This is a genomic window from Streptomyces sp. NPDC058291 (genome assembly GCF_042880855.1).
Taxonomy (GTDB): Bacteria; Actinomycetota; Actinomycetes; order Streptomycetales; family Streptomycetaceae; genus Streptomyces.
Genome location: NZ_JBHVYK010000012.1, coordinates 95,539 through 114,920, shown reverse-complemented (window position 1 = coordinate 114,920; position 19,382 = coordinate 95,539). Strand labels below are relative to the sequence as shown.

17 protein-coding genes are annotated in these 19,382 nt (G+C 72.8%); 11 read left to right on the top strand and 6 right to left on the bottom strand.

The features are described 5' to 3' along the window. Window positions 1-348: 348 nt before the first annotated feature. Window positions 349-1,419, bottom strand: a complete 1,071-nt coding sequence (locus ACFVYK_RS09045; protein ID WP_389770436.1) for a diacylglycerol kinase — start codon at window positions 1,417-1,419, stop codon at window positions 349-351. Between the two features lie 206 nt (window positions 1,420-1,625). Between ACFVYK_RS09045 and ACFVYK_RS09040 the strand changes: the two genes are divergently transcribed. Next, a complete protein-coding gene (locus ACFVYK_RS09040) occupies window positions 1,626-2,909 on the top strand; it encodes an adenylosuccinate synthase (protein WP_389770434.1) in 1,284 nt (427 codons plus the stop codon). Window positions 2,910-3,336: 427 nt separating this feature from the next. Next, window positions 3,337-3,630 carry a DUF3303 family protein gene (locus ACFVYK_RS09035; RefSeq protein ID WP_389770431.1) on the top strand — a complete coding sequence of 98 codons (294 nt, stop codon included), beginning with the start codon at window positions 3,337-3,339 and terminating at the stop codon, window positions 3,628-3,630. A gap of 199 nt (window positions 3,631-3,829) precedes the next feature. Here the strand turns inward: ACFVYK_RS09035 and ACFVYK_RS09030 are convergent, their stop codons facing one another. The 4 genes from ACFVYK_RS09030 to ACFVYK_RS09015 form a co-directional block, all read right to left on the bottom strand. Continuing rightward, window positions 3,830-4,480, bottom strand: a complete 651-nt coding sequence (locus ACFVYK_RS09030) for a hypothetical protein (RefSeq protein WP_069768357.1) — start codon at window positions 4,478-4,480, stop codon at window positions 3,830-3,832. Between the two features lie 87 nt (window positions 4,481-4,567). Continuing rightward, complete coding sequence (locus ACFVYK_RS09025; RefSeq protein ID WP_389770428.1) at window positions 4,568-7,102, bottom strand: glycosyltransferase; 2,535 nt, start codon at window positions 7,100-7,102, stop codon at window positions 4,568-4,570. Beyond that, window positions 7,099-7,800 carry a GntR family transcriptional regulator gene (locus ACFVYK_RS09020; protein WP_389770425.1) on the bottom strand — a complete coding sequence of 234 codons (702 nt, stop codon included), beginning with the start codon at window positions 7,798-7,800 and terminating at the stop codon, window positions 7,099-7,101. Before ACFVYK_RS09020 ends, ACFVYK_RS09025 begins: the two co-directional genes overlap by 4 nt. A gap of 236 nt (window positions 7,801-8,036) precedes the next feature. Further along, window positions 8,037-9,392 carry an aspartate aminotransferase family protein gene (locus ACFVYK_RS09015; protein ID WP_389770423.1) on the bottom strand — a complete coding sequence of 452 codons (1,356 nt, stop codon included), beginning with the start codon at window positions 9,390-9,392 and terminating at the stop codon, window positions 8,037-8,039. A gap of 232 nt (window positions 9,393-9,624) precedes the next feature. Between ACFVYK_RS09015 and ACFVYK_RS09010 the strand changes: the two genes are divergently transcribed. The 3 genes from ACFVYK_RS09010 (at window position 9,625) to ACFVYK_RS09000 (ending at window position 12,691) form a co-directional block, all read left to right on the top strand. After that, window positions 9,625-10,266 carry a type 1 glutamine amidotransferase family protein gene (locus ACFVYK_RS09010; RefSeq protein WP_389770420.1) on the top strand — a complete coding sequence of 214 codons (642 nt, stop codon included), beginning with the start codon at window positions 9,625-9,627 and terminating at the stop codon, window positions 10,264-10,266. Beyond that, complete coding sequence (locus ACFVYK_RS09005) at window positions 10,263-10,721, top strand: MarR family winged helix-turn-helix transcriptional regulator (RefSeq protein ID WP_389770418.1); 459 nt, start codon at window positions 10,263-10,265, stop codon at window positions 10,719-10,721. Before ACFVYK_RS09010 ends, ACFVYK_RS09005 begins: the two co-directional genes overlap by 4 nt. A 92-nt stretch (window positions 10,722-10,813) precedes the next feature. Continuing rightward, the gene (locus ACFVYK_RS09000; protein WP_389770415.1) at window positions 10,814-12,691 is read left to right on the top strand and encodes a protein kinase; all 1,878 of its coding nucleotides are present in this window, start codon (window positions 10,814-10,816) and stop codon (window positions 12,689-12,691) included. Between the two features lie 73 nt (window positions 12,692-12,764). Here ACFVYK_RS09000 and ACFVYK_RS08995 read toward each other — a convergent pair whose 3' ends face one another. Further along, a complete protein-coding gene (locus ACFVYK_RS08995; protein ID WP_389770477.1) occupies window positions 12,765-13,496 on the bottom strand; it encodes an SLATT domain-containing protein in 732 nt (243 codons plus the stop codon). A gap of 337 nt (window positions 13,497-13,833) precedes the next feature. Here ACFVYK_RS08995 and ACFVYK_RS08990 point away from each other — a divergent pair, with 337 nt between their 5' ends. The 6 genes from ACFVYK_RS08990 (at window position 13,834) to ACFVYK_RS08965 (ending at window position 19,323) form a co-directional block, all read left to right on the top strand. Then, a complete protein-coding gene (locus ACFVYK_RS08990) occupies window positions 13,834-14,175 on the top strand; it encodes a YbaB/EbfC family nucleoid-associated protein (protein WP_389770412.1) in 342 nt (113 codons plus the stop codon). Between the two features lie 101 nt (window positions 14,176-14,276). After that, entirely contained in the window at window positions 14,277-14,876 is a 600-nt protein-coding gene (gene recR / locus ACFVYK_RS08985; RefSeq protein WP_069768364.1) for a recombination mediator RecR, read from the top strand. Beyond that, entirely contained in the window at window positions 14,869-15,540 is a 672-nt protein-coding gene (locus ACFVYK_RS08980; protein ID WP_389770409.1) for a DUF5063 domain-containing protein, read from the top strand. The genes recR and ACFVYK_RS08980 overlap by 8 nt, the downstream gene beginning before the upstream one ends. A gap of 410 nt (window positions 15,541-15,950) precedes the next feature. Beyond that, window positions 15,951-17,228: an aspartate kinase gene (locus ACFVYK_RS08975; RefSeq protein ID WP_389770406.1), complete on the top strand. Its 1,278-nt coding sequence runs from the start codon at window positions 15,951-15,953 to the stop codon at window positions 17,226-17,228. Beyond that, window positions 17,228-18,286 (top strand): aspartate-semialdehyde dehydrogenase, encoded by a 1,059-nt coding sequence (locus tag ACFVYK_RS08970; protein WP_389770474.1) that lies wholly within the window; start codon window positions 17,228-17,230, stop codon window positions 18,284-18,286. The genes ACFVYK_RS08975 and ACFVYK_RS08970 overlap by 1 nt, the downstream gene beginning before the upstream one ends. Before the next feature lie 452 nt (window positions 18,287-18,738). Then, entirely contained in the window at window positions 18,739-19,323 is a 585-nt protein-coding gene (locus tag ACFVYK_RS08965) for a SigE family RNA polymerase sigma factor (RefSeq protein ID WP_389770471.1), read from the top strand. Window positions 19,324-19,382: the final 59 nt, after the last annotated feature.

Below are 19,382 nucleotides of genomic sequence, written 5' to 3'. Positions count from 1 at the left end.
GTACCGTCCACGTCCGGCGTCGTACCGGTCCGGCGATCGCCGCGTCCGCCCGGTAGCGGAAGTCCGCGCTCGGGACGGTCGTGGTCCGCCGCCGGGCCGCCGGGCCGCCGGGCCGCCGGGCCGGCGTCCCGGGTGGCGCGCTCGGGTGGCGTGCCTCATCGGTTCGGCAGCATCAGGCGCAGCGCGCCCTCCCGTACCGTCCACGTCCGGCGTCGTACCGGTCCGGCGATCGCCGCGTCCGCCCGGTAGCGGAAGTCCGCGCTCGGGACGGTCGTGGTCCGCCGCCGGGCCGCCGGGCCGCCGGGCCGCCGGGCCGGCGTCCCGGGTGGCGCGCTCGGGTGGCGTGCCTCATCGGTTCGGCAGCATCAGGCGCAGCGCGCCCTCCTGTACCGTCCACGTCCGGCGTCGTACCGGTCCGGCGATCGCCGCGTCCGCCCGGTAGCGGAAGTCCGCGCCCGAGACGGTCACGGTCCGTCCCCGGGCCTGCAGGGGCGCCGCCTCCGCGCCCAGGGACAGCGGCCGGACCTCCACGGTCACCGTGCCGGAGGCGCCCGTGCCCGGAGTCACGGACACCGCCTCGACGGGCTGGTCGAGGTCGATCAGCGTCACCCCGTCGACCTCGATCCGCAGCCGGGCCGGTCCGGGCGTCGCGGACACGGGAGAGAGCCGGGACGGCCGGTAGGGCACCAGCGTCCGGACGAGGGACTGGTACGTCCGCAGCCACGGCCGGCCGGAGTCCGCCGCGTCGGCGCCGTCCAGTCCCAGGTCCCCGGAGCCCCTCGGGCCGTGCAGCCCCCACATCCCGTGCAGCCCCCCTGCGCCGTGCGGGCCCCGGTCGCCCCGCGCGGCCCGCGGCGAGCCGGAGTCGCGTGGGGCGGGCGAGTCGGGGGAGTCGGGGGAGGCGTACGGGTCGTGCCCGTCATGCGGGTTCCGTGGGCCGCCGGGGGCGCGGGAGGTTCCCGGGTCCTGGGGAGCGAGCGGCAGCGGCGGGATGCGCAGTGCGCCCAGCACGATGCCGTCGCTGTCGTCCACCAGCAGGTCCAGCCGCCGCTCTGTCCCGTCCAGGACGGCCCGGGCCGCCGCCACGGCCCCCGTGGGAACCCCCAGGGAGTGCGCGACGCCCAGCGAGGCGCCGACCGGCACCACCGACAGCACGCAGGCCGCCAGCGCCCGCTGCCGGTGCAGCAGGGTTACCGCCCGGGTCAGCGCCCGGTCGTCCCCGATGACCACCGGCCGCCGGGAGCCCCGTCGCGCCAGCATCCGGGCGAACTCCTCCGGGCCGTCCGGCAGGCACACCTTGGTGCTCGCCGCACCCGCGCTGAGCACGTCTTTCGCGATCCGTACGGACTCCCCGTCCATACGCCGGGCGACCGGATCGATGATCACCAGCAGCTGTTCGGACGTCGCGGAAGTCGCCACCTCGGTCCTGCCTCGCTTCCTCGGGTAGCATCTTGGTGCAAGAGCCCCTTGCGCTATTGCGCCAGGGGCTTCGTCTATTCCGGGGCATCCGGGTCCGACAAGCGGCGGCCAACGACGGTCGCGGTGTGTGCGGTGCACGCGGTGGAACGATCCGCCGCGCGCGCCCCTGGCCTTGGACATGCCCCACCCGGAAGGGGTGTACGCGCGTGCCCGCACTTGTGCTGCTCGGTGCTCAGTGGGGTGACGAAGGCAAGGGAAAGGCCACCGACCTTCTCGGTGGCTCGGTGGATTACGTAGTGCGCTACCAGGGCGGCAACAACGCCGGCCACACGGTCGTCGTCGGCGACCAGAAGTACGCACTCCACCTGCTCCCTTCCGGAATCCTGTCCCCCGGCTGCACGCCGGTCATCGGTAACGGTGTCGTCGTCGACCCGTCGGTCCTGCTCTCCGAGCTGAGCGGTCTGAACGAGCGCGGCGTCGACACGTCGAAGCTGCTGATCAGCGGCAACGCGCACATCATCACGCCCTACAACGTGACTGTCGACAAGGTGACCGAACGCTTCCTCGGAAAGCGCAAGATCGGCACCACCGGACGCGGGATCGGTCCGACTTATGCCGACAAGATCAACCGGGTCGGCATCCGGGTCCAGGACCTCTACGACGAGTCGATCCTCACCCAGAAGGTGGAGGCGGCCCTCGACGGCAAGAACCAGCTGCTGACCAAGCTCTACAACCGTCGCGCGATCGCCGTCGACCAGGTCGTCGAGGAACTGCTCGGCTACGCGGAGAAGCTCGCTCCGTACGTCACCGACACGGTCCTGGTCCTCAACCAGGCGCTGGAGCAGGACAAGGTCGTCCTCTTCGAGGGCGGTCAGGGCACGCTCCTCGACATCGACCACGGCACGTACCCCTTCGTCACCTCGTCGAACCCGACCGCGGGCGGCGCCTGCACGGGTTCGGGCGTGGGCCCGACGAAGATCAGCCGGGTCATCGGCATCCTGAAGGCCTACACCACCCGCGTCGGCTCCGGCCCCTTCCCGACGGAGCTGTTCGACGAGGACGGCGAGGCGCTGCGCCGCATCGGCGGCGAGCGGGGCGTCACCACCGGCCGTGACCGGCGCTGCGGCTGGTTCGACGCCGTCATCGCCCGTTACGCGACCCGCGTCAACGGCCTGACGGACTTCTTCCTGACCAAGCTCGACGTCCTCACCGGCTGGGAGCAGATCCCGGTCTGCGTGGCGTACGAGATCGACGGCAGGCGGGTGGAGGAACTCCCTTACTCGCAGAGCGACTTCCACCATGCGAAGCCGATCTACGAGACCCTGCCCGGCTGGTCCGAGGACATCACCAAGGCGAAGTCGTTCTCCGACCTGCCGAAGAACGCCCAGGCGTACGTGAAGGCGCTCGAGGAGATGTCCGGCGCCCCGATCTCCGCGATCGGCGTGGGTCCGGGCCGGGACGAGACGATCGAGATCAACTCGTTCCTGTAGGCCGCGCGGCGGCAGCTCGACCCGGGCCGGTCGGGGACTTCGCGTCCCTGACCGGCCCGCGGGCTGTTCGCGGCCAACGGCCGACCCCTTCGGGGGCGGCGCGCCCGCTCCGCGCCCCGGAGCCGCCGTCACTGGCCGGCGTACGGCCGGCGGCTGCCCGCACCTCGCCGCCGCCGGGAGCGCCGCCCGCGGCCCTGCCGGTGAGCTCAGCCGGCTGGTGATCGCCCGCACGGCGGTGAAGGGGCACCGGGCCCGGCGGACTTCGCCGTCACCGGCGGGCCGGTGCACTCGGGGACGCGCGTCCGCCGGCCCGCGCGAGCGGCCGCCTCTTCGGGAGAAGGACGGCCATTCGGCGGACATAGGTGGCGAAACGGGCTTAATCTGAAGCTATGTGACCGTGTGCGTCGATCCGGAGAAGGTGAGTGCGATGCGCATGCTGCTGAGGGTGTCCATGGACACCGACAAGGCGAACGAGGCCGTGCACAACGGGACCCTGGAGAAGCTGATCGAGGAGTCCATGGAGCAGATCAAGCCCGAAGCGGCCTACTTCACCGCCGACCACGGCAAGCGCACCGCCTTCCTGGTCTTCGACATGAAGGACAGCTCGCAGATGCCGGCGTTCAGCGAGCCCTTCTTCCAGAACCTGGGAGCCGAGATCAGCTACACCCCGGTGATGAACCGGGAGGACGTGCAGCAGGGTCTGTCGCGCATCGGCCACTGACCGCCCGTCACGCCGGAGGCGGTCCGCCCGGCCGGGAACGGCCAGCCGGGATCGACCGGCCGCCGAACACCATCCGAGCCCCGCTCCGAACACCATCCGAGCGCCGCTCCGAGCGCCGCTCCGGGCTCACTCCGAGCCCGCTCCGGGCCCGATCCGAGCCCGATCGTCGGTCCCGGCTGGCTGAACACGTCGCTCCCGGCTAGCTGAACACGATCATCGATCCCTGGGCGAGGCTGCGCGTCGCCGCGGCGTGCAGCCCCAGCCAGACGTGCCGCTCGCGGGCGAAGGGGCTGGGATCGTACGGCGCCGGGACGGCGGGCTCCTCCAACTCCGTCGGACCGGCGGGCGGTTGGGGCGCCGCCGGAGGATTGGCCGGATCGATGCCGAGGGACGGGGCGACGAACTCCAGCTCCCGCAACAGGGACTGCGCGGAGCCCAACGGGCCGCCGCCGGCGAGGAGTTCGTCGTTGGACAGCGGTTGCAGGAAGTCGACGGGGACGTACGCGCCCGCGTGGTCGTAGTGCCAGACCAGGTGCGACTGCTTGGCCGTCGCCTCGAACATCTCCAGGAGCTGCTCGTAGTCGCCGCCCAGCTCGTCCACCGGCGTCACCGGCAGGCCGCACACCTGGAGCAGGTAGGCGCGGCGCAGGAAGTGCAGGGCGTCGTAGTCGAAGCCGGCCACCGGGGCGACCTCGCCGGTCAGACCCGGCATGTACTGGTACACCGGCACCGGCGGGAGACCCGCCTCGGCCAGCACCTTGTTGTACTGGGCGAGTTCGTCGGCGAAGGGATTGTCGGGGGTGTGGCACAACACGTCGACGAGCGGCACCAGCCACAGGTCACAGGCCAAAGAGAGCTCCTCACTCAGCGCGTTGCACGGTCGTTCACGGACAAGGCGGCAATGCCGGTCAGGGAAGGGTAGTCGGTGCGGCTCACGTCAGCGCCCGTTCTGCGTCCCCTGGTGCAGGTCCCATACCCACACTCCGGCCACCCGTCTCCCCGGGCGGCCCACCAGCTTGTCCACCGTCTCACGCAGCCGGGCCGCGTGCCGCTGCGGGGCCAGCACCAGCGCTCCCGCCCGCCAGTACGCGAGGTCCTCGCGGGCCTCGGCGCGGGCACGTTCGTCGATCACCGGGACCACGCCCGTGTACCGCACGTCCCGCAGCAGGCTCGCGGTGAAGCGCAGCGGGACGCCGTAGACGCCGGTGCGGTCGCCGTCGCCGTAGGGCCCGTTGAAGTAGCCGCCGGGCATCCGGAAGCCGAGACCGGCCGCCGTCTGCCAGTGCAGGGCCTCGGCGTCCTCGGGCTCGGCGAGCGGCACCGGCACCAGCGTCTCGCCGGCTCGCACGTACGCCTTCCAGGCGCCGTCGGTGAAGAAGGCGGGCGCCGGGGCGCGCGGGGCGGACTTCAGGGGGGCCGGGATCAGGGGCAGCAGGGCGAGGCAGACGGCGAGCAGCCCCGCGTACTGCGTGACCAGGCGGCGGGCCCGCGCCAGTCGGTCGACGGCCAGGGCGAGCAGCATGCCCAGTGCCGGGGCGCAGACCAGCGCGACCCGGCTCTCGATCACCGACTCGAAGAGGGGGAGGCCGGCGAGCGCGGCCCAGGGGCCGGGCACGGTGACGTCGGTGAGGGGCAGCGGGACGCGCGGGCCGAGGGACAGCACGGCCGCGACCGCCGCCGTGCAGGCCAGCGCCCGTACGACCGGCCGCCGCCACAGCGCCACCGTGACGGCGAACGCGAGCAGGACCAGCGGCCAGCCGTAGAAGGCGTTCTGCTCGGTGGGGTTGAGGGAGAGGGCGCCGGCGCTCCGGGCGTCGCCCGCGACCAGGGAGCGTTCGGCGAACGAGAGCAGCGCGCGCACGGAGTTGCCGACACCGGTCGCGCTGCCGTGGTCGATGCCGGTGTAGCTCTGCGGCCCGGAGAACTGCCAGGCCAGCGGGTAGACGACGAGCGGCAGACAGACGGCGGCGGCGATCGCGAGACCGTTCAGCACCGGACGGGCGGCCGCGCGGGCCACGTCGGGGCGGGCGGCGCCGTAGGCGGCGGCGAACACCAGCAGTCCCAGGGCGGCCAGCAGCAACGGCTCCTCGCCGAGGAAGACCTGGTAGGCCGCCATCAGACCGAGGACGACCCCGTCGCGCGCGACCCGCTCACCGGTGGTGAGCCGCAGGGCCCGGTCGACGATCAGCGGGATCATGAACAGCACGACGAAGTTCGGGTGGGCGTTGGCGTGGCTGACCATCGGAGGCGCGAACGCGGCCAGGGCGGCCCCGGCGAAGGCGGCCGCCCGCTGCCGGACGAGCCGTCGCACGATCAGCCGGTACCAGGCGAGGGCGGTGGCGGCCAGGCCCAGCGTCATCACGAGGCTGAGGGAGACGGCCGGGCCCAGCAGCAGGGTGACGGGCGTGAGCGGGACCGACAGGCCGGGCATCGTCGTGTTGGCCATCAGGTTCACGCCGCCGGGGAAGCCCTGGAGGTCGGTGAACAGGGGATTGCGCAGACGGGCGACGTGGTCGGCGGTCACCGCGAAGAACCACTCCCACTGGTTCTGGTCCTGGAGGGAGTCGGTGAGATAGCGGTGGGCCGGGTCGAGGACGCGGCCGCGGTAGAGGACGACCGCCATCGCGAGGAAGAGCAGGGCCGCGAGGGCGTCCGCGGGCCGGGGCGCCGGGATCCGCAGCCGGACCAGGTCGCGCAGGGCCCGCGGGTAGTCCGCGGGGCGGACCTTCGAGCCGGGCCGGTGCGACCAGTGCACGGGCACCTCGGCGACCGGCCAGCCGGCGCGCTGGAAGTGCCGCAGCACCTCCACGTCGATGGCCCAGCCGTTGAGGCGGGACGCGGCGAACGCGGTGCGGGCCTTGTCGCCGTCGAACAGCTTGAAGCCGCACTGGGTGTCGCGTATCCCGCGCAGGGTCGTCCGCCGGATCAGCAGGTTGCCCGCGGCGCCGAGGAGCTCGCGTATGCGGTGCTGGCGTTCGCCGAGGGTCGCGCCGGGCACGGCCCGCGAACCGATCGCCGCCGTGTGCCCGTCGGCGAGCGCCCGCTCCAGGCGCTCCAACTCCTCGACGGGGGTGGCGAGATCGGCGTCCATGACCAGGACGCGACGGCCCCGGCTGGCGGCGACGCCCTGCCGCAGCGCGTGCCCCTTGCCCCGGTTGCCGGATCCTGAGCCGGTGACGAGCCGCACCCGTGCGTCGCGGCGGACGGTGACCAGCTCGCGGGTGGCGTCGGTGGAACCGTCGTCGGCGACGACGATCTCCCAGCTGCCCCGGTGGCCCCCGGTCGCGTCGAGGTGACGGGCGACCGCGTCCAGGGTGGGGCCGAGCCGGCGCTCCTCGTTGTAGGCGGGGATGACGACGGAGAGTTCCACGGCGCCGTCGGCGAGCCCGGCGGGGCGGGTCGTGGGACGCGGGGAGGGGCGGGTCGGGGGGCGGGTGCCGGAGCGGGTGCCGGGGGCGTCCGCACGGCTCATTCCGCCGCCAGCCGCTCGATCAGGCAGACGGACTCGTCGTTGTAGGCGGCGAGTATCACGCGCGCGGCGCCGGTGTCGCGCGCGTACAGGGCGTCGACCAGTTCGCTGTGGCCGGACCACAGGCAGCCGCGCAGGTCGGTCAGCCGGCGCAGGTGCTGCACCGTGCACACCCAGGACTGCACCCGCAGCCGGTGCAGGAAGTCGGCGAGATAAGGGTTGCCGAACAGGGCGCTCAGCTCGCGCCAGAACCGCAGGTCGTAGCCGATGAGGACGGTGAGGTCGCCGGCGGACGCGGCCCGCTGCGCCTCCTCGCCGCGTCGGCGCACCCCCGCTATCGCGGCCGCGATCCGCGGCTCCTCGAAGTTCTGCTGCCCCAGGCGGCCCTCGTCCAGTTCGAGGAACATCCCCTCGATGATCAGGCCGCGGGCCTCGACCATGCCCCGGTAGTCCGCCACCGAGTACTCGTGGACCCGGAAGCCCCGGTGCTGGTCGGCCTCCAGGAGACCCTGCGCGGACAGATCGACGAGGGCCTCGCGCACGGGCGTCGCGGAGACGCCGTACTGCTCGGCGATCTCCTTCACCGTGAACTCCTGCCCCGGTTGCAGCCGGCCCGCCAGCACCTCGTCGCGGAGTGCGTCGGCGATCTGTCGGCGCAGGGTGTTGCGCGTCACGGCGCCGTTGCCGGTGCTGCCGGGCATGGTCGGGGCGTCTCCCTCGTCGGGGGCGGAAGAATGGCGTGCTCGTCGTTATGTACGAGCACGCCACCTTACGCGTTCGACGAAATCAAGCCTTTGCGCGCAGCGGCCCCGAGAGCGCTCCCCGATCCGCGCGGATCAGCGCCTCGATCGGCGCCGTCAGCTCCCCGATCCGCGCGGATCAGCGCCTCGATCGGCCGCCGTCAGCGCCGCGATCCGCCCGCGACGGCCCACTTGTCCTACTCGGTGTACTCGTCGGCCGCCGTGAGGGCCGCGTCCAGGGCCGCCAGGCCCTCCTTGACCTCGGACTCGGACACGTTGAGCGGCGGCACGAAGTGGGTGCGGTTCATGTTCACGAACGGCCAGACCCCGGCCTTCTTGGCGGCGGCGCCGAAGGCGGCCATGGGCGCGTTGGCCTCGCCGGCCGCGTTGTACGGCACCAGCGGCTCGCGCGTCTCGCGGTTCTTCACCAGCTCGACCGCCCAGAACATGCCGACCCCGCGCACCTCGCCGACGCTCGGGTGCCGCTCGGCCAGCTCCGCCAGTCCCGGCCCGACGAGGGAGGCGCCCAGGCGCTTCGCGTTCTCGACGACCCCCTCCTCGGCCATGACGTCGATCGTCGCGACGGCGGCCGCGCATGCCAGCGGGTGCCCGGAGTACGTCAGTCCGCCCGGGTAGGGGCGCCGGGCGAAGGTCTCCGCGATCGCGCCGGAGATGGCCACGCCGCCCAGCGGCACGTATCCGCTGTTCACGCCCTTGGCGAAGGTCATCAGGTCGGGGGTCACGCCGTAGAGGTCGGCCGCGAACCACTCGCCGGTGCGGCCGAACCCGGCCATGACCTCGTCCAGGACGAAGACGATCCCGTGCCGGTCGCAAATCTCGCGCACCCCGGCCAGGTAACCGGGCGGCGGCAGCATGATCCCCGCCGTTCCCGGCACGGTCTCCAGGAGGATCGCGGCGATCGTCCCGGGCCCCTCGAAGGCGATGGTCGTCTCCAGGTGCTCCAGGGCCCGGGCGGTCTCCTGTTCCTCGGTCTCGGCGTAGAAGCGGGAGCGGTACAGGAACGGCGCCCAGAAGTGCACGACCCCGGCGGTGGCGGTGTCGGAGGCCCAGCGGCGCGGGTCGCCGGTGAGGTTCACGGCCTGCTGGGTGCCGCCGTGGTACGAGCGGTAGGCGGACAGCACCTTGGGCCGGCCGGTGTGCAGCCGCGCCATGCGCACGGCGTGCTCGACGGCGTCCGCCCCGCCGTTGGTGAAGAAGATCTTGTCCAGGTCGCCGGGGGTGCGTTCGGCGATCAGGCGGGCCGCCTCGGAGCGGGCCTCGACGGCGAAGGCGGGCGCGAAGGTGGTCAGGCGTGCGGCCTGCTCCTGGATCGCGGCGACGACCTTCGGGTGCTGGTAGCCGATGTTGGTGTAGACGAGCCCGCTGGTCAGGTCGAGGTAGCGCCTGCCGTCGTAGTCCCAGAAGTACGACCCCTCGGCGCCGGCCACGGCGAGCGGGTCGATGAGCTCCTGGGCGGACCAGGAGTGGAAGACGTGCGCGCGGTCCGCGGCCTTCACGGCGGCGCCGGCCCGGGGATCGGTCTGAGGGGTCATGTCAGTGAGCGTAAATGTCCGCGATGCGGAAGCGGTATCGGCGTCCTGTTCCGTGGACGGCCCGATTCCGCGACAGGTTGTCGGGCGTACGGGAGGTCGACGGCCGGGCCGCTCACCCGACTCTTGACAGCATGCTGTCCAAGGAGCAGCGTGCTGTCGAGAGGGCGGCACGCTGTCACCGCTTCAGCGTCCCGCCCTCGCCCGCCCGTCCCGCCCGCCCCGAGGAGGAGTCATGAACAGCGGACACAGGGAGCCCGGCGACCGCGGCGACCGAAAGCCCGTGCATCTCGCCGTCTACGACTCGCTGGCCGACTGGGAGACCGGCCACACCACGGCCTACCTCGCCCGCGCCGGGTACGAGATCCGGACGGTGGGCCCGACCCTCGACCCCGTCGTCAGCATCGGCGGCCTGCGCGTCCAGCCCGACCTGGCCCTGGCCGACGTCCGCCCGCAGGACAGCGCGCTGCTGATCCTGCCGGGCGCGGACCTGTGGGACGCCACCGACGACCTGGCGCCCTTCGCCCGCGCCGCCCGCCGCTTCCTCGACGCCGGGGTGCCCGTCGCCGCGATCTGCGGGGCCACCGCCGGGCTCGCCCGCGAGGGCCTGCTCGACGAACGGGACCACACCGGCGCGGTCTCCTTCTACCTGGCCGCCACGGGGTACGGCGGCGGCGCACGGTACGTCGAGGCGGACGCGGTGACGGACGGCGCCCTGGTCACCGCCGGCCCGACCGAACCCGTCGCCTTCGCGCGGGAGGTGCTGCGGCTCCTCGGCGTCTACGAGGGCGAGACGCTGGACGCCTGGTACCGCCTGTTCCACGACTCCGACCCGCAGGCCTACGCCGTCCTGGAGAAGGCGACGGCAGGCCGGTGAGCCGGCCGCGCCAGGACCTGCTCAGCCGCAGCGCCCTCGGGGTCTTCCGGCTCAACGGCCAGTTCCTCGCCCTCGCCGAGGAACTGGCCCGGCCCGCCGGGCTCACCGCCGCCTGGTGGCAGGTGCTCGGCGCGGTGGTGGGCGAGCCGCTGCCCGTCTCCGGCATCGCCCGCGCCATGGGCATCACCCGGCAGAGCGTCCAGCGCACAGCCGACCTGCTGGTGGCCCGCGACCTCGCCGAGTACCGGCCCAACCCCGCCCACCGGCGCGCCAAGCTGCTCGCGCCCACGGACCAGGGGCGGGCCGCGATCGCCCGCATCGCCCCCGGGCACGCGGCCTTCGCCGACCGGCTGGCGCGGGAGTTCGGCGAGGCGGAGCTCGCCGAGGCCGTCCACGTGCTGGAACGCCTGTCCAAGGTGCTGGACGGGCTGGAGCCGCCTGTTACGGAACCGTAGACACCGCGCGTCCCTATCCCTCGAACGGCCGGATTATTCTCGCCTCCACACACATGTCTCGATCACACATGTGGCGGAAAGGCGGCGCTGCGATGGAGAAGCTGGCCCCCGGGGACCCGCAGCGCATCGGCGGCTACCGGCTGCTCGCGCGGCTGGGGGCGGGCGGGATGGGACGGGTGTACCTCGCCCGCTCGGACCGGGGGCGCACGGTCGCCGTCAAGCTGGTCCGGCGCGAGCTGGCCGCGCGCGAGGAGTTCCGGGCGCGCTTCCGCCAGGAGGTGCGCAACGCCCAGCGGGTCGGCGGGTTCTGGACGGCCCCCGTCCTCGACGCCGACACCGAGGCCGAAGTGCCCTGGGTGGCCACCGGCTACGTCGCCGGGCCGAGCCTGCAGCAGGTGGTCGGCCACGACCACGGTCCGCTGCCCGAGCGGTCGGTGCGCATCCTGGCCGCCGGGCTCGCCCACGCGCTCACCAACATCCACGCGGCCGGCATCGTCCACCGCGACCTGAAGCCGTCCAACGTGATGGTCACCATCGAAGGGCCCCGGGTCATCGACTTCGGGGTCGCGCGGGCCCTGGAGGGCGTGACCGGCGACAGCCGGCTCACCCAGACCGGCGCGGTCATCGGCTCACCCGGCTTCATGGCCCCCGAGCAGGTGCGCGGCGAGGGGACCACCCCGGCCAGCGACGTCTTCTGCCTCGGCTCGGTCATCGCCTACGCCGCCACCGGCGTCCTGCCCTTCGGGGCCGCCGACGAGGGGGCGCACGCCCTGATGTACCGCATCGCCGAGGACGAGCCCGATCTCGGGGGCGTCCCCGAGGGCATCGCCGACCTGGTCCGCGCCTGTCTGCGCAAGGACCCGGCCGCCCGTCCCTCCCTGGCCCGCGTCCTGGAGCTCACGGGCGTCGACGACACCGTCTCCGACGGCCGCTCCCGCGACCCGTGGCTGCCCAGCGCGCTGGTGGCCCAGCTCGGCCGGCACGCGGTGCGGCTGCTCGAGGTGGAGGACCCGGAGGGCACGGACGGCCCGACCGCCGGCCTCGCGTCCGCCCGGCCAGGACACCCGGGAGCCGTGCAGGCCGCCGAGGAGCACTCCGGTCCACGCGGCGACGCGCTCACGGCGGACCACCGCCGCACGATGGTCGCGGGCCCCGACGGCATCCCGCCGCAGCCTTCCGCGCCCGGCTCGGCCGCCCCCGCCCACCCGGCGTACGGCCACGCCCAGCAGCATCCGCAGCCGGCCTCCGGCTACGGGCACGCGCCCGGACCGTCGGACGGCTGGTCCGCGGCGCCCGGCATCCCGGCCCCGTACAACCCGTACGCGGACGATGCCTCCGGGTCGGCCCCCGCCGCGCCCCCCTACGGCCCCTACGGGCCGGCCGATCCGGCCCCCGGACAGGAACCGCGGCGCAGCGGCCGGACCACCCTGCTGCTCGTCTTGGTCGCCCTGGTGGTCGCGATCGCGGCCGGCGGTTCGGTCTACGCGTTCATGAACGGCGACGGCGACTCCGGGGGCGGCCCGACGGCCGGCGCCTCCGCCTCGGCGACCCCGTCCACGGGGGCCTCGGCGCCGCCCTCGTCGTCCGCACCCGGGTCGTCGGCCTCCCCTTCCCTGTCCTCCTCGGCCGGCGCGGTGCCGGCGGCCTTCCTCGGCACCTGGACGACCACGATCGAGAACGAGAGCGGCACGAACACCCGCCGACTGACCATCACGCAGGGCGGGGTCGGCGACTCCGTGCTCGCCCTCGTCGCCGACGGGGAGGCCTACCACTGCGAGTTCAGCGCCACCCTCACCCGGCTGCCGGGCGACGACGGCCCCCTGCGGATCGGCCCCTCCAAGGTCACCACCGGCCGGCCCCTCTCCTCGTGCAGCCCCGGCGCGGCCTCCGAGGTCACCCTCCTCGCCGACGGCCGACTCCAGCGCACCAACACCGGGACGGGCGAGAAGCTCACGTACACCCGGCGCTGAGCCGCCCTCAGGGGATTCGGGGGACCCGGACACCGACGACGTGAGTGGGACCAAAAGCCCGGGGTCCCGCCGCTCACCGGGGCTCCGGCGGGCGCTGGCGGGGCATGTTGGGGCGGGGGTTCACTCCGGGCGGGGACGGGAAGCGACCGGGGCCGCCGGCGTCCGGCCGGCCGCCGACGGCGATCGCCGCCTGGATGCCCATGGGCGTCGGGCCGGCCCGGAACTCCACCATCCAGTCCGCCGTCTCCGTGCGCACCAGATCCGTGACGTCCTCCGAGAACCGCCGCAGCACCCCGAGGCACCGCTCGGCGGCCTCGCCGGCCGTGCCCTCGGCCGGTCCCAGCACCTCCCGGACGCTCTCCGACGCCCAGTCGAACTGCAGCACCTGCAGCCGGCGCTGCACGGCCTGGGCGGTGGCCACGTCGCGCATCCAGCCGGACGTCACCCCGAAGAACCGGTCCACCGCCGCACAGGACACCGCCAGCAGCAGCGCCAGATAGCCCCACGGAGTCACCCCGCCCATCACCCGGGTGAGATCCAGCAGCGGCAGCGCGGCCCCGCACACCGCCCCGGCCGCCGCCCCGGCGCGCAGCACCCGGGCGCCGCGCCGCTTCCACACCCGGTCGTCGAGGTACCAGGCGGCCGTCTCCAGCGCGCCCCGCTCCACCCAGCGGTACAGCTCGTCCAGCCGCTCCGCGGGCACGCCCCAGTCCCCGAGCGGAAGCACCCGCCCGGTCAGGTCGCCCGGCCGCAGCCCGGCCGCGCCCTCACTCCGCCCGTCCTGGGGCGGACCCTCGGGCTGCATCTCCGGCTGCTGAGCCACCCGGCACTCCCTACTGATCCCGACCGATGGATCCCGACCGATCCCGATGACGCCGGCCGGTCCCGACCGCTCACGATGCGTGACACCCGGGACGCCTGATGCCGCTGCGCCGGACCTTTCCTACCGCCCAATGGGTGGCTAAGAGGAAGGTTTCCCCTCTTTTACGCCTGGAAGTGGGCCTTGATCAGGTATAGGCCTCACACGCAACTCACTCGAAAGAGTGCTGGGGCGACACCCGCACAGACCACGTAGGCTCGTGCCGAGCGGCGTCGAACCCGCTCGAAGGCACGCCCGACACTCGCAGACACAGGAGCTGATCGTGATTCCCGGTGGTGGCCAGCCCAACATGCAGCAGCTGCTCCAGCAGGCCCAGAAGATGCAGCAGGACCTGGCCCGCGCTCAGGAGGAACTGGCGAACACGGAGGTCGACGGGCAGGCGGGCGGCGGCCTGGTGAGGGCGACCGTGACCGGCTCGGGCGAACTGCGGGCCCTGCGGATCGACCCGAAGGCCGTGGACCCGGAGGACACCGAGACCCTCGCCGACCTGGTCGTCGCGGCGGTCCAGGCGGCCAACGAGAACGCGCAGACGCTCCAGCAGCACAAACTCGGCCCGTTGACGCAGGGCCTGGGCGGCGGCGGCATCCCCGGGCTGCCCTTCTAGCCCGGTCCAGCCCGGTCCGCAGGCCGGTCCGCCCTTACGCGGACCGGCCCCGGCCGACTACCGTACGTACGGCAAGGAACCCCAGGAAGGATGGCAGTCCGTTGTACGAAGGCGTGGTCCAGGACCTCATCGACGAGCTGGGGCGGCTGCCCGGCGTCGGTCCCAAGAGCGCGCAGCGGATCGCCTTCCACATCCTGCAGGCGGAGCCGACGGACGTACGGCGCCTCGCGCACGCCCTCCTGGAGGTCAAGGCGAAGGTCCGGTTCTGCGCGACCTGCGGCAACGTGGCGCAGGAGGAGCTGTGCGGCATCTGCCGCGACAGCCGCCGCGACCTTTCCGTCATCTGTGTGGTGGAGGAGCCGAAGGACGTCGTCGCGATCGAGCGCACGCGTGAGTTCCGCGGCAAGTACCACGTGCTCGGCGGCGCCATCAGCCCCATCGAGGGAGTCGGTCCCGACGACCTGCGGATCCGGGAACTCCTCGCGCGGTTGGCCGACGGCACGGTCACGGAGCTGATCCTGGCCACGGACCCGAACCTGGAGGGCGAGGCCACGGCCACGTACCTCGCCCGCATGATCAAGCCCATGGGCCTGAAGGTCACCCGCCTGGCCAGCGGCCTCCCTGTGGGCGGCGACCTGGAGTACGCGGACGAGGTGACCCTCGGCCGCGCCTTCGAGGGGAGACGACTCCTAGATGTCTGACGCCAAGCTGCACGCGACCGAGCAGAACCCCGACGACTTCGCCGTCCAGATCGCGGACCAGATCGAGAGCTTCCTGGTCGCCGTGACCGAGGTGGCGAAGGGCGACGAGCCGGCCTCGGCGGTCCCCTTCCTGCTGCTGGAGGTCTCCCAGCTGTTGCTGGCCGGCGGCCGCCTCGGCGCCCACGAGGACATCGTTCCCGACGAGCGCTACGAGCCCGACCCCGGTTTCGAGCCGGACGCGGACGAACTCCGCGAGAACCTGGCCCGTCTCCTGGAGCCGGTCGACGTCTACTCCGAGGTCTTCGACCCCTACGAGCCCCGCAAGCCGCCCGTGCCGGCCCGGATCTCCGACGATCTCGCGGACGTCATCGCCGACCTGCGCCACGGCATGGTCCACTACCGGGCCGGCCGCACCAGCGAGGCCCTGTGGTGGTGGCAGTTCTCCTACTTCTCCAACTGGGGCTCCACCGCGTCGGCGACGCTGCGCGCCCTGCACTCGGTGCTCGCCCACATCCGGCTGGACCAGCCCCTGGAGGAGCTGGACGGCCTCGACACCGACCAGCCGCCGCTGGGCGACGAGACGCTGGAGTTCGAGGCGGGCCGGGTGATGGCGCAGGAGATCGGCGGACAGCCGGGAGCGGGCAGCGTCGGCGTCAAGCACTGACCGGGCGTACGGCCGTCGGCAGGGTGCGGCAGCCGTCGGCAGGTGCGGCAGGCTCCGCCACGACTTCGGGAGTGCGCTCCCTCCTCCGGGCGGGCGGGAGACGCGATCGCCTCTCGCTCGGGGTCGAGACGGGATCGCGTCTCGACCCCGAGGCCGGCGCCGGCCCGGTCCGGGACCGGGGCGGGCGGAGCCCGACAGCCGCGCGATAGTGCTTGAAAGTCAATGCACAGCTATCACTTCGGCGCCAGTGGGCAGGGAAGTCCCGATGACGGGCGTCCGCGCGTCCTCCGCGGCCCGTGAGTCTCACCATGCGGTACCCGGGAGGCGGATTTCGGGCGCTCGTTAGACTGAGCCGACCGCAGTACAAGGGCGTATATGCGGGAAAGAGACAAACTGAGCGAGGAGCGCACGTGGGCCTTGTCGTGCAGAAGTACGGAGGCTCCTCCGTAGCCGATGCCGAGGGCATCAAGCGCGTCGCCAAGCGGATCGTGGAAGCGAAGAAGAACGGCCACCAGGTGGTCGTCGTCGTTTCCGCGATGGGCGACACGACGGACGAGCTGATCGATCTCGCCGAGCAGGTGTCACCGATGCCTGCCGGGCGTGAGTTCGACATGCTGCTGACCGCCGGAGAGCGGATCTCCATGGCCCTGCTGGCGATGGCGATCAAGAACCTGGGTCACGAGGCCCAGAGCTTCACCGGCAGCCAGGCAGGCGTCATCACCGACTCGGTCCACAACAAAGCCCGGATCATCGACGTCACGCCGGGCCGCATCCGGACCGCGCTGGACGAGGGCAACATCGCCATCGTCGCCGGGTTCCAGGGTGTCAGCCAGGACAAGAAGGACATCACCACGCTGGGGCGCGGCGGGTCCGACACCACGGCCGTGGCCCTCGCCGCCGCGCTCGACGCCGAGGTCTGCGAGATCTACACCGACGTGGACGGCGTGTTCACCGCCGACCCGCGCGTGGTGAAGAAGGCGAAGAAGATCGACTGGATCTCCTTCGAGGACATGCTGGAGCTCGCCGCCTCCGGCTCCAAGGTGCTGCTCCACCGCTGTGTGGAGTACGCCCGCCGCTACAACATCCCGATCCACGTCCGCTCGTCCTTCAGCGGACTGCAGGGCACGTGGGTCAGCAGTGAGCCGATCGAGCAAGGGGACAAGCCGGTGGAGCAGGCCATCATCTCCGGTGTCGCGCACGACACCTCCGAGGCCAAGGTCACGGTCGTCGGCGTGCCGGACAAGCCGGGCGAGGCGGCCGCGATCTTCCGTACGATCTCCGACGCCGAGATCAACATCGACATGATCGTGCAGAACGTGTCCGCGGCCGCCACCGGCCTGACGGACATCTCCTTCACCCTGCCCAAGGCCGAGGGCCGCAAGGCGATCGACGCGCTGGAGAAGAACCGGTCCGGCATCGGCTTCGACTCGCTGCGCTACGACGACCAGATCGGCAAGATCTCCCTGGTCGGCGCCGGGATGAAGACCAACCCGGGCGTCACGGCCGACTTCTTCAAGGCCCTGGCCGACGCGGGCGTCAACATCGAGCTCATCTCGACGTCCGAGATCCGCATCTCGGTCGTGACCCGCGCCGACGACGTCAACGAGGCCGTGCGCGCCGTGCACAGCGCCTTCGGGCTGGACTCCGACAGCGACGAGGCCGTCGTCTACGGGGGCACCGGCCGTTGATCTCGGCAACGCGCCGGCCGACGCTGGCGGTCGTGGGGGCGACCGGGGCGGTCGGCACGGTCATGCTGCGGATTCTGTCCCAGCGGGCCGACGTCTGGGGCGATATCCGACTCGTCGCCTCGCCGCGCTCGGCCGGCCGCAAGCTGGCCGTGCGCGGTGAGGAGGTCGAGGTGCTGGCCCTGTCGGAGGAGGTCTTCGACGGGGTCGACGTCGCCATGTTCGACGTCCCCGACGAGGTCGCCGCGCACTGGGCGCCGCTCGCCGCCGCCCGGGGCGTGGTCGTGGTGGACAACTCCGGCGCCTTCCGGATGGACCCGGACGTGCCGCTGGTGGTCCCCGAGGTCAACGGGCACACGGTGCGCAACCGGCCGCGCGGGATCGTCGCCAACCCCAACTGCACGACGCTGTCGATGATCGTCGCCCTGGGCGCGCTGCACGCCGAGTACGGGCTGCGCGAGCTGGTGGTGTCGTCCTACCAGGCGGTGAGCGGGGCCGGACGGGCCGGGGTGGAGACGCTGCGCCGGCAGATCGCGCTGGTCGCCGGCACCGAGCTGGGCACGCACCCGGGCGATGTGCGGCGGGCCGTCGGCGACGACACCGGGCCGTTCCCGGAGCCGGTCGCGCTGAACGTCGTCCCGTGGGCGGGCTCGCTGCGCGAGGACGGCTGGTCCTCGGAGGAGATGAAGGTGCGGGACGAGACCCGCAAGATCCTCGGGCTGCCCAAGCTGCCGGTGGCGGTGACCTGCGTGCGCGTCCCCGTCGTCACCACGCACTCGCTCACCGTCCACGCCCGCTTCCAGGACGTGGTCACCGTCGACGGGGCCCGCGAGATCATCGCGACGGCTCCCGGCGTCGTCCTCTTCGACAACCCGGCGGCGGGGGAGTTCCCCACGCCCGCCGACGTGGTCGGCACCGACCCGACCTGGGTGGGCCGGGTGCGGCGGGCCCTGGACGACCCGACGGCGCTGGAGCTGTTCGTGTGCGGGGACAACCTGCGCAAGGGGGCCGCGCTGAACACGGCGCAGATCGCGGAGCTGCTGGCGGCGGAGCTGTCCTGAGGCGAAAAGCCGCTGGCCCGGGCTTCGTGGGATTGTAAGATATTTCAAGCACTGTGAGCCGGTCGACGGCCCGAACCACTTGTATCGGGCACCTTTGACGGCCCAAGATTTCCTCCCCGCTCTCCGCAACCGTGCGTAGGGCGGGGAGCGTCTTTGCGGACACCCTTCGGTGTGCGCAGGCGTGTGAACGATCACAGCGTATGGGGACGCCGTGGTCCGGGCGTGGGGACGCCCGTTCCTATGGGACACAGGGGAAGAGCGGGACACATGAGACGGGTGCGCGGGGCCTTGACCGACGCAAAACAGACGCCGAACGCGTACAACCCATCCGGGGGGACGTGTGTCCAACTGGTGTGGCGAAGGTACTCGAACTCCCGGTTGCGCCCCGCGGCGCGGCCCTACGGCCGCCGCGCGGCGTCGTGCGGCCCCGCACGTCCGGCGCGCCCGGCGGCATGCCGGTGATCGCGCCCATGCCCGCAGCGCGGCCCGCCCGCGTCCCCAGCCAGCGCGACGGCGCCGAACCCGCCGAGAACGCCGTGGCGGCCGGCACCACCGTCGACCACCTCACCGAGACCTACCGGGCCCACTACCGCTCGCTGCTCGGTCTCGCCGCCCTCCTCCTCGACGACACCGCCTCCTGCGAGGACGTCGTCCAGGAGGCCTTCATCCGCGTCCACTCCGCGCGCAAGCGCGTCCGCGACCCCCAGAAGACGCTCGCCTACCTGCGCCAGACGGTCGTCAACCTCTCCCGCTCCGCCCTGCGCCGCCGCATCCTCGGCCTGAAGCTGCTCTCCAAGCCGATGCCGGACATGGCCAGCGCTGAGGAGGGCGCCTACGACCAGCTGGAGCGCGACTCGCTCATCAAGGCGATGAAGGGCCTGCAGCGCCGTCAGCGCGAGGTCCTCGTGCTGCGCTACTTCGCGGACATGACCGAGGCCCAGGTCGCCGAGACCCTCGGCATCTCCATCGGCTCGGTCAAGGCGTACGGCTCGCGCGGGATAGCAGCCCTGCGCATCGCCATGGAGGCGCCGGCGTGAGCGGAGCAGCCAACGGGCCGGGCCCGCACGCCCGCCCCGGCGGTCCCGACCGCGACGAG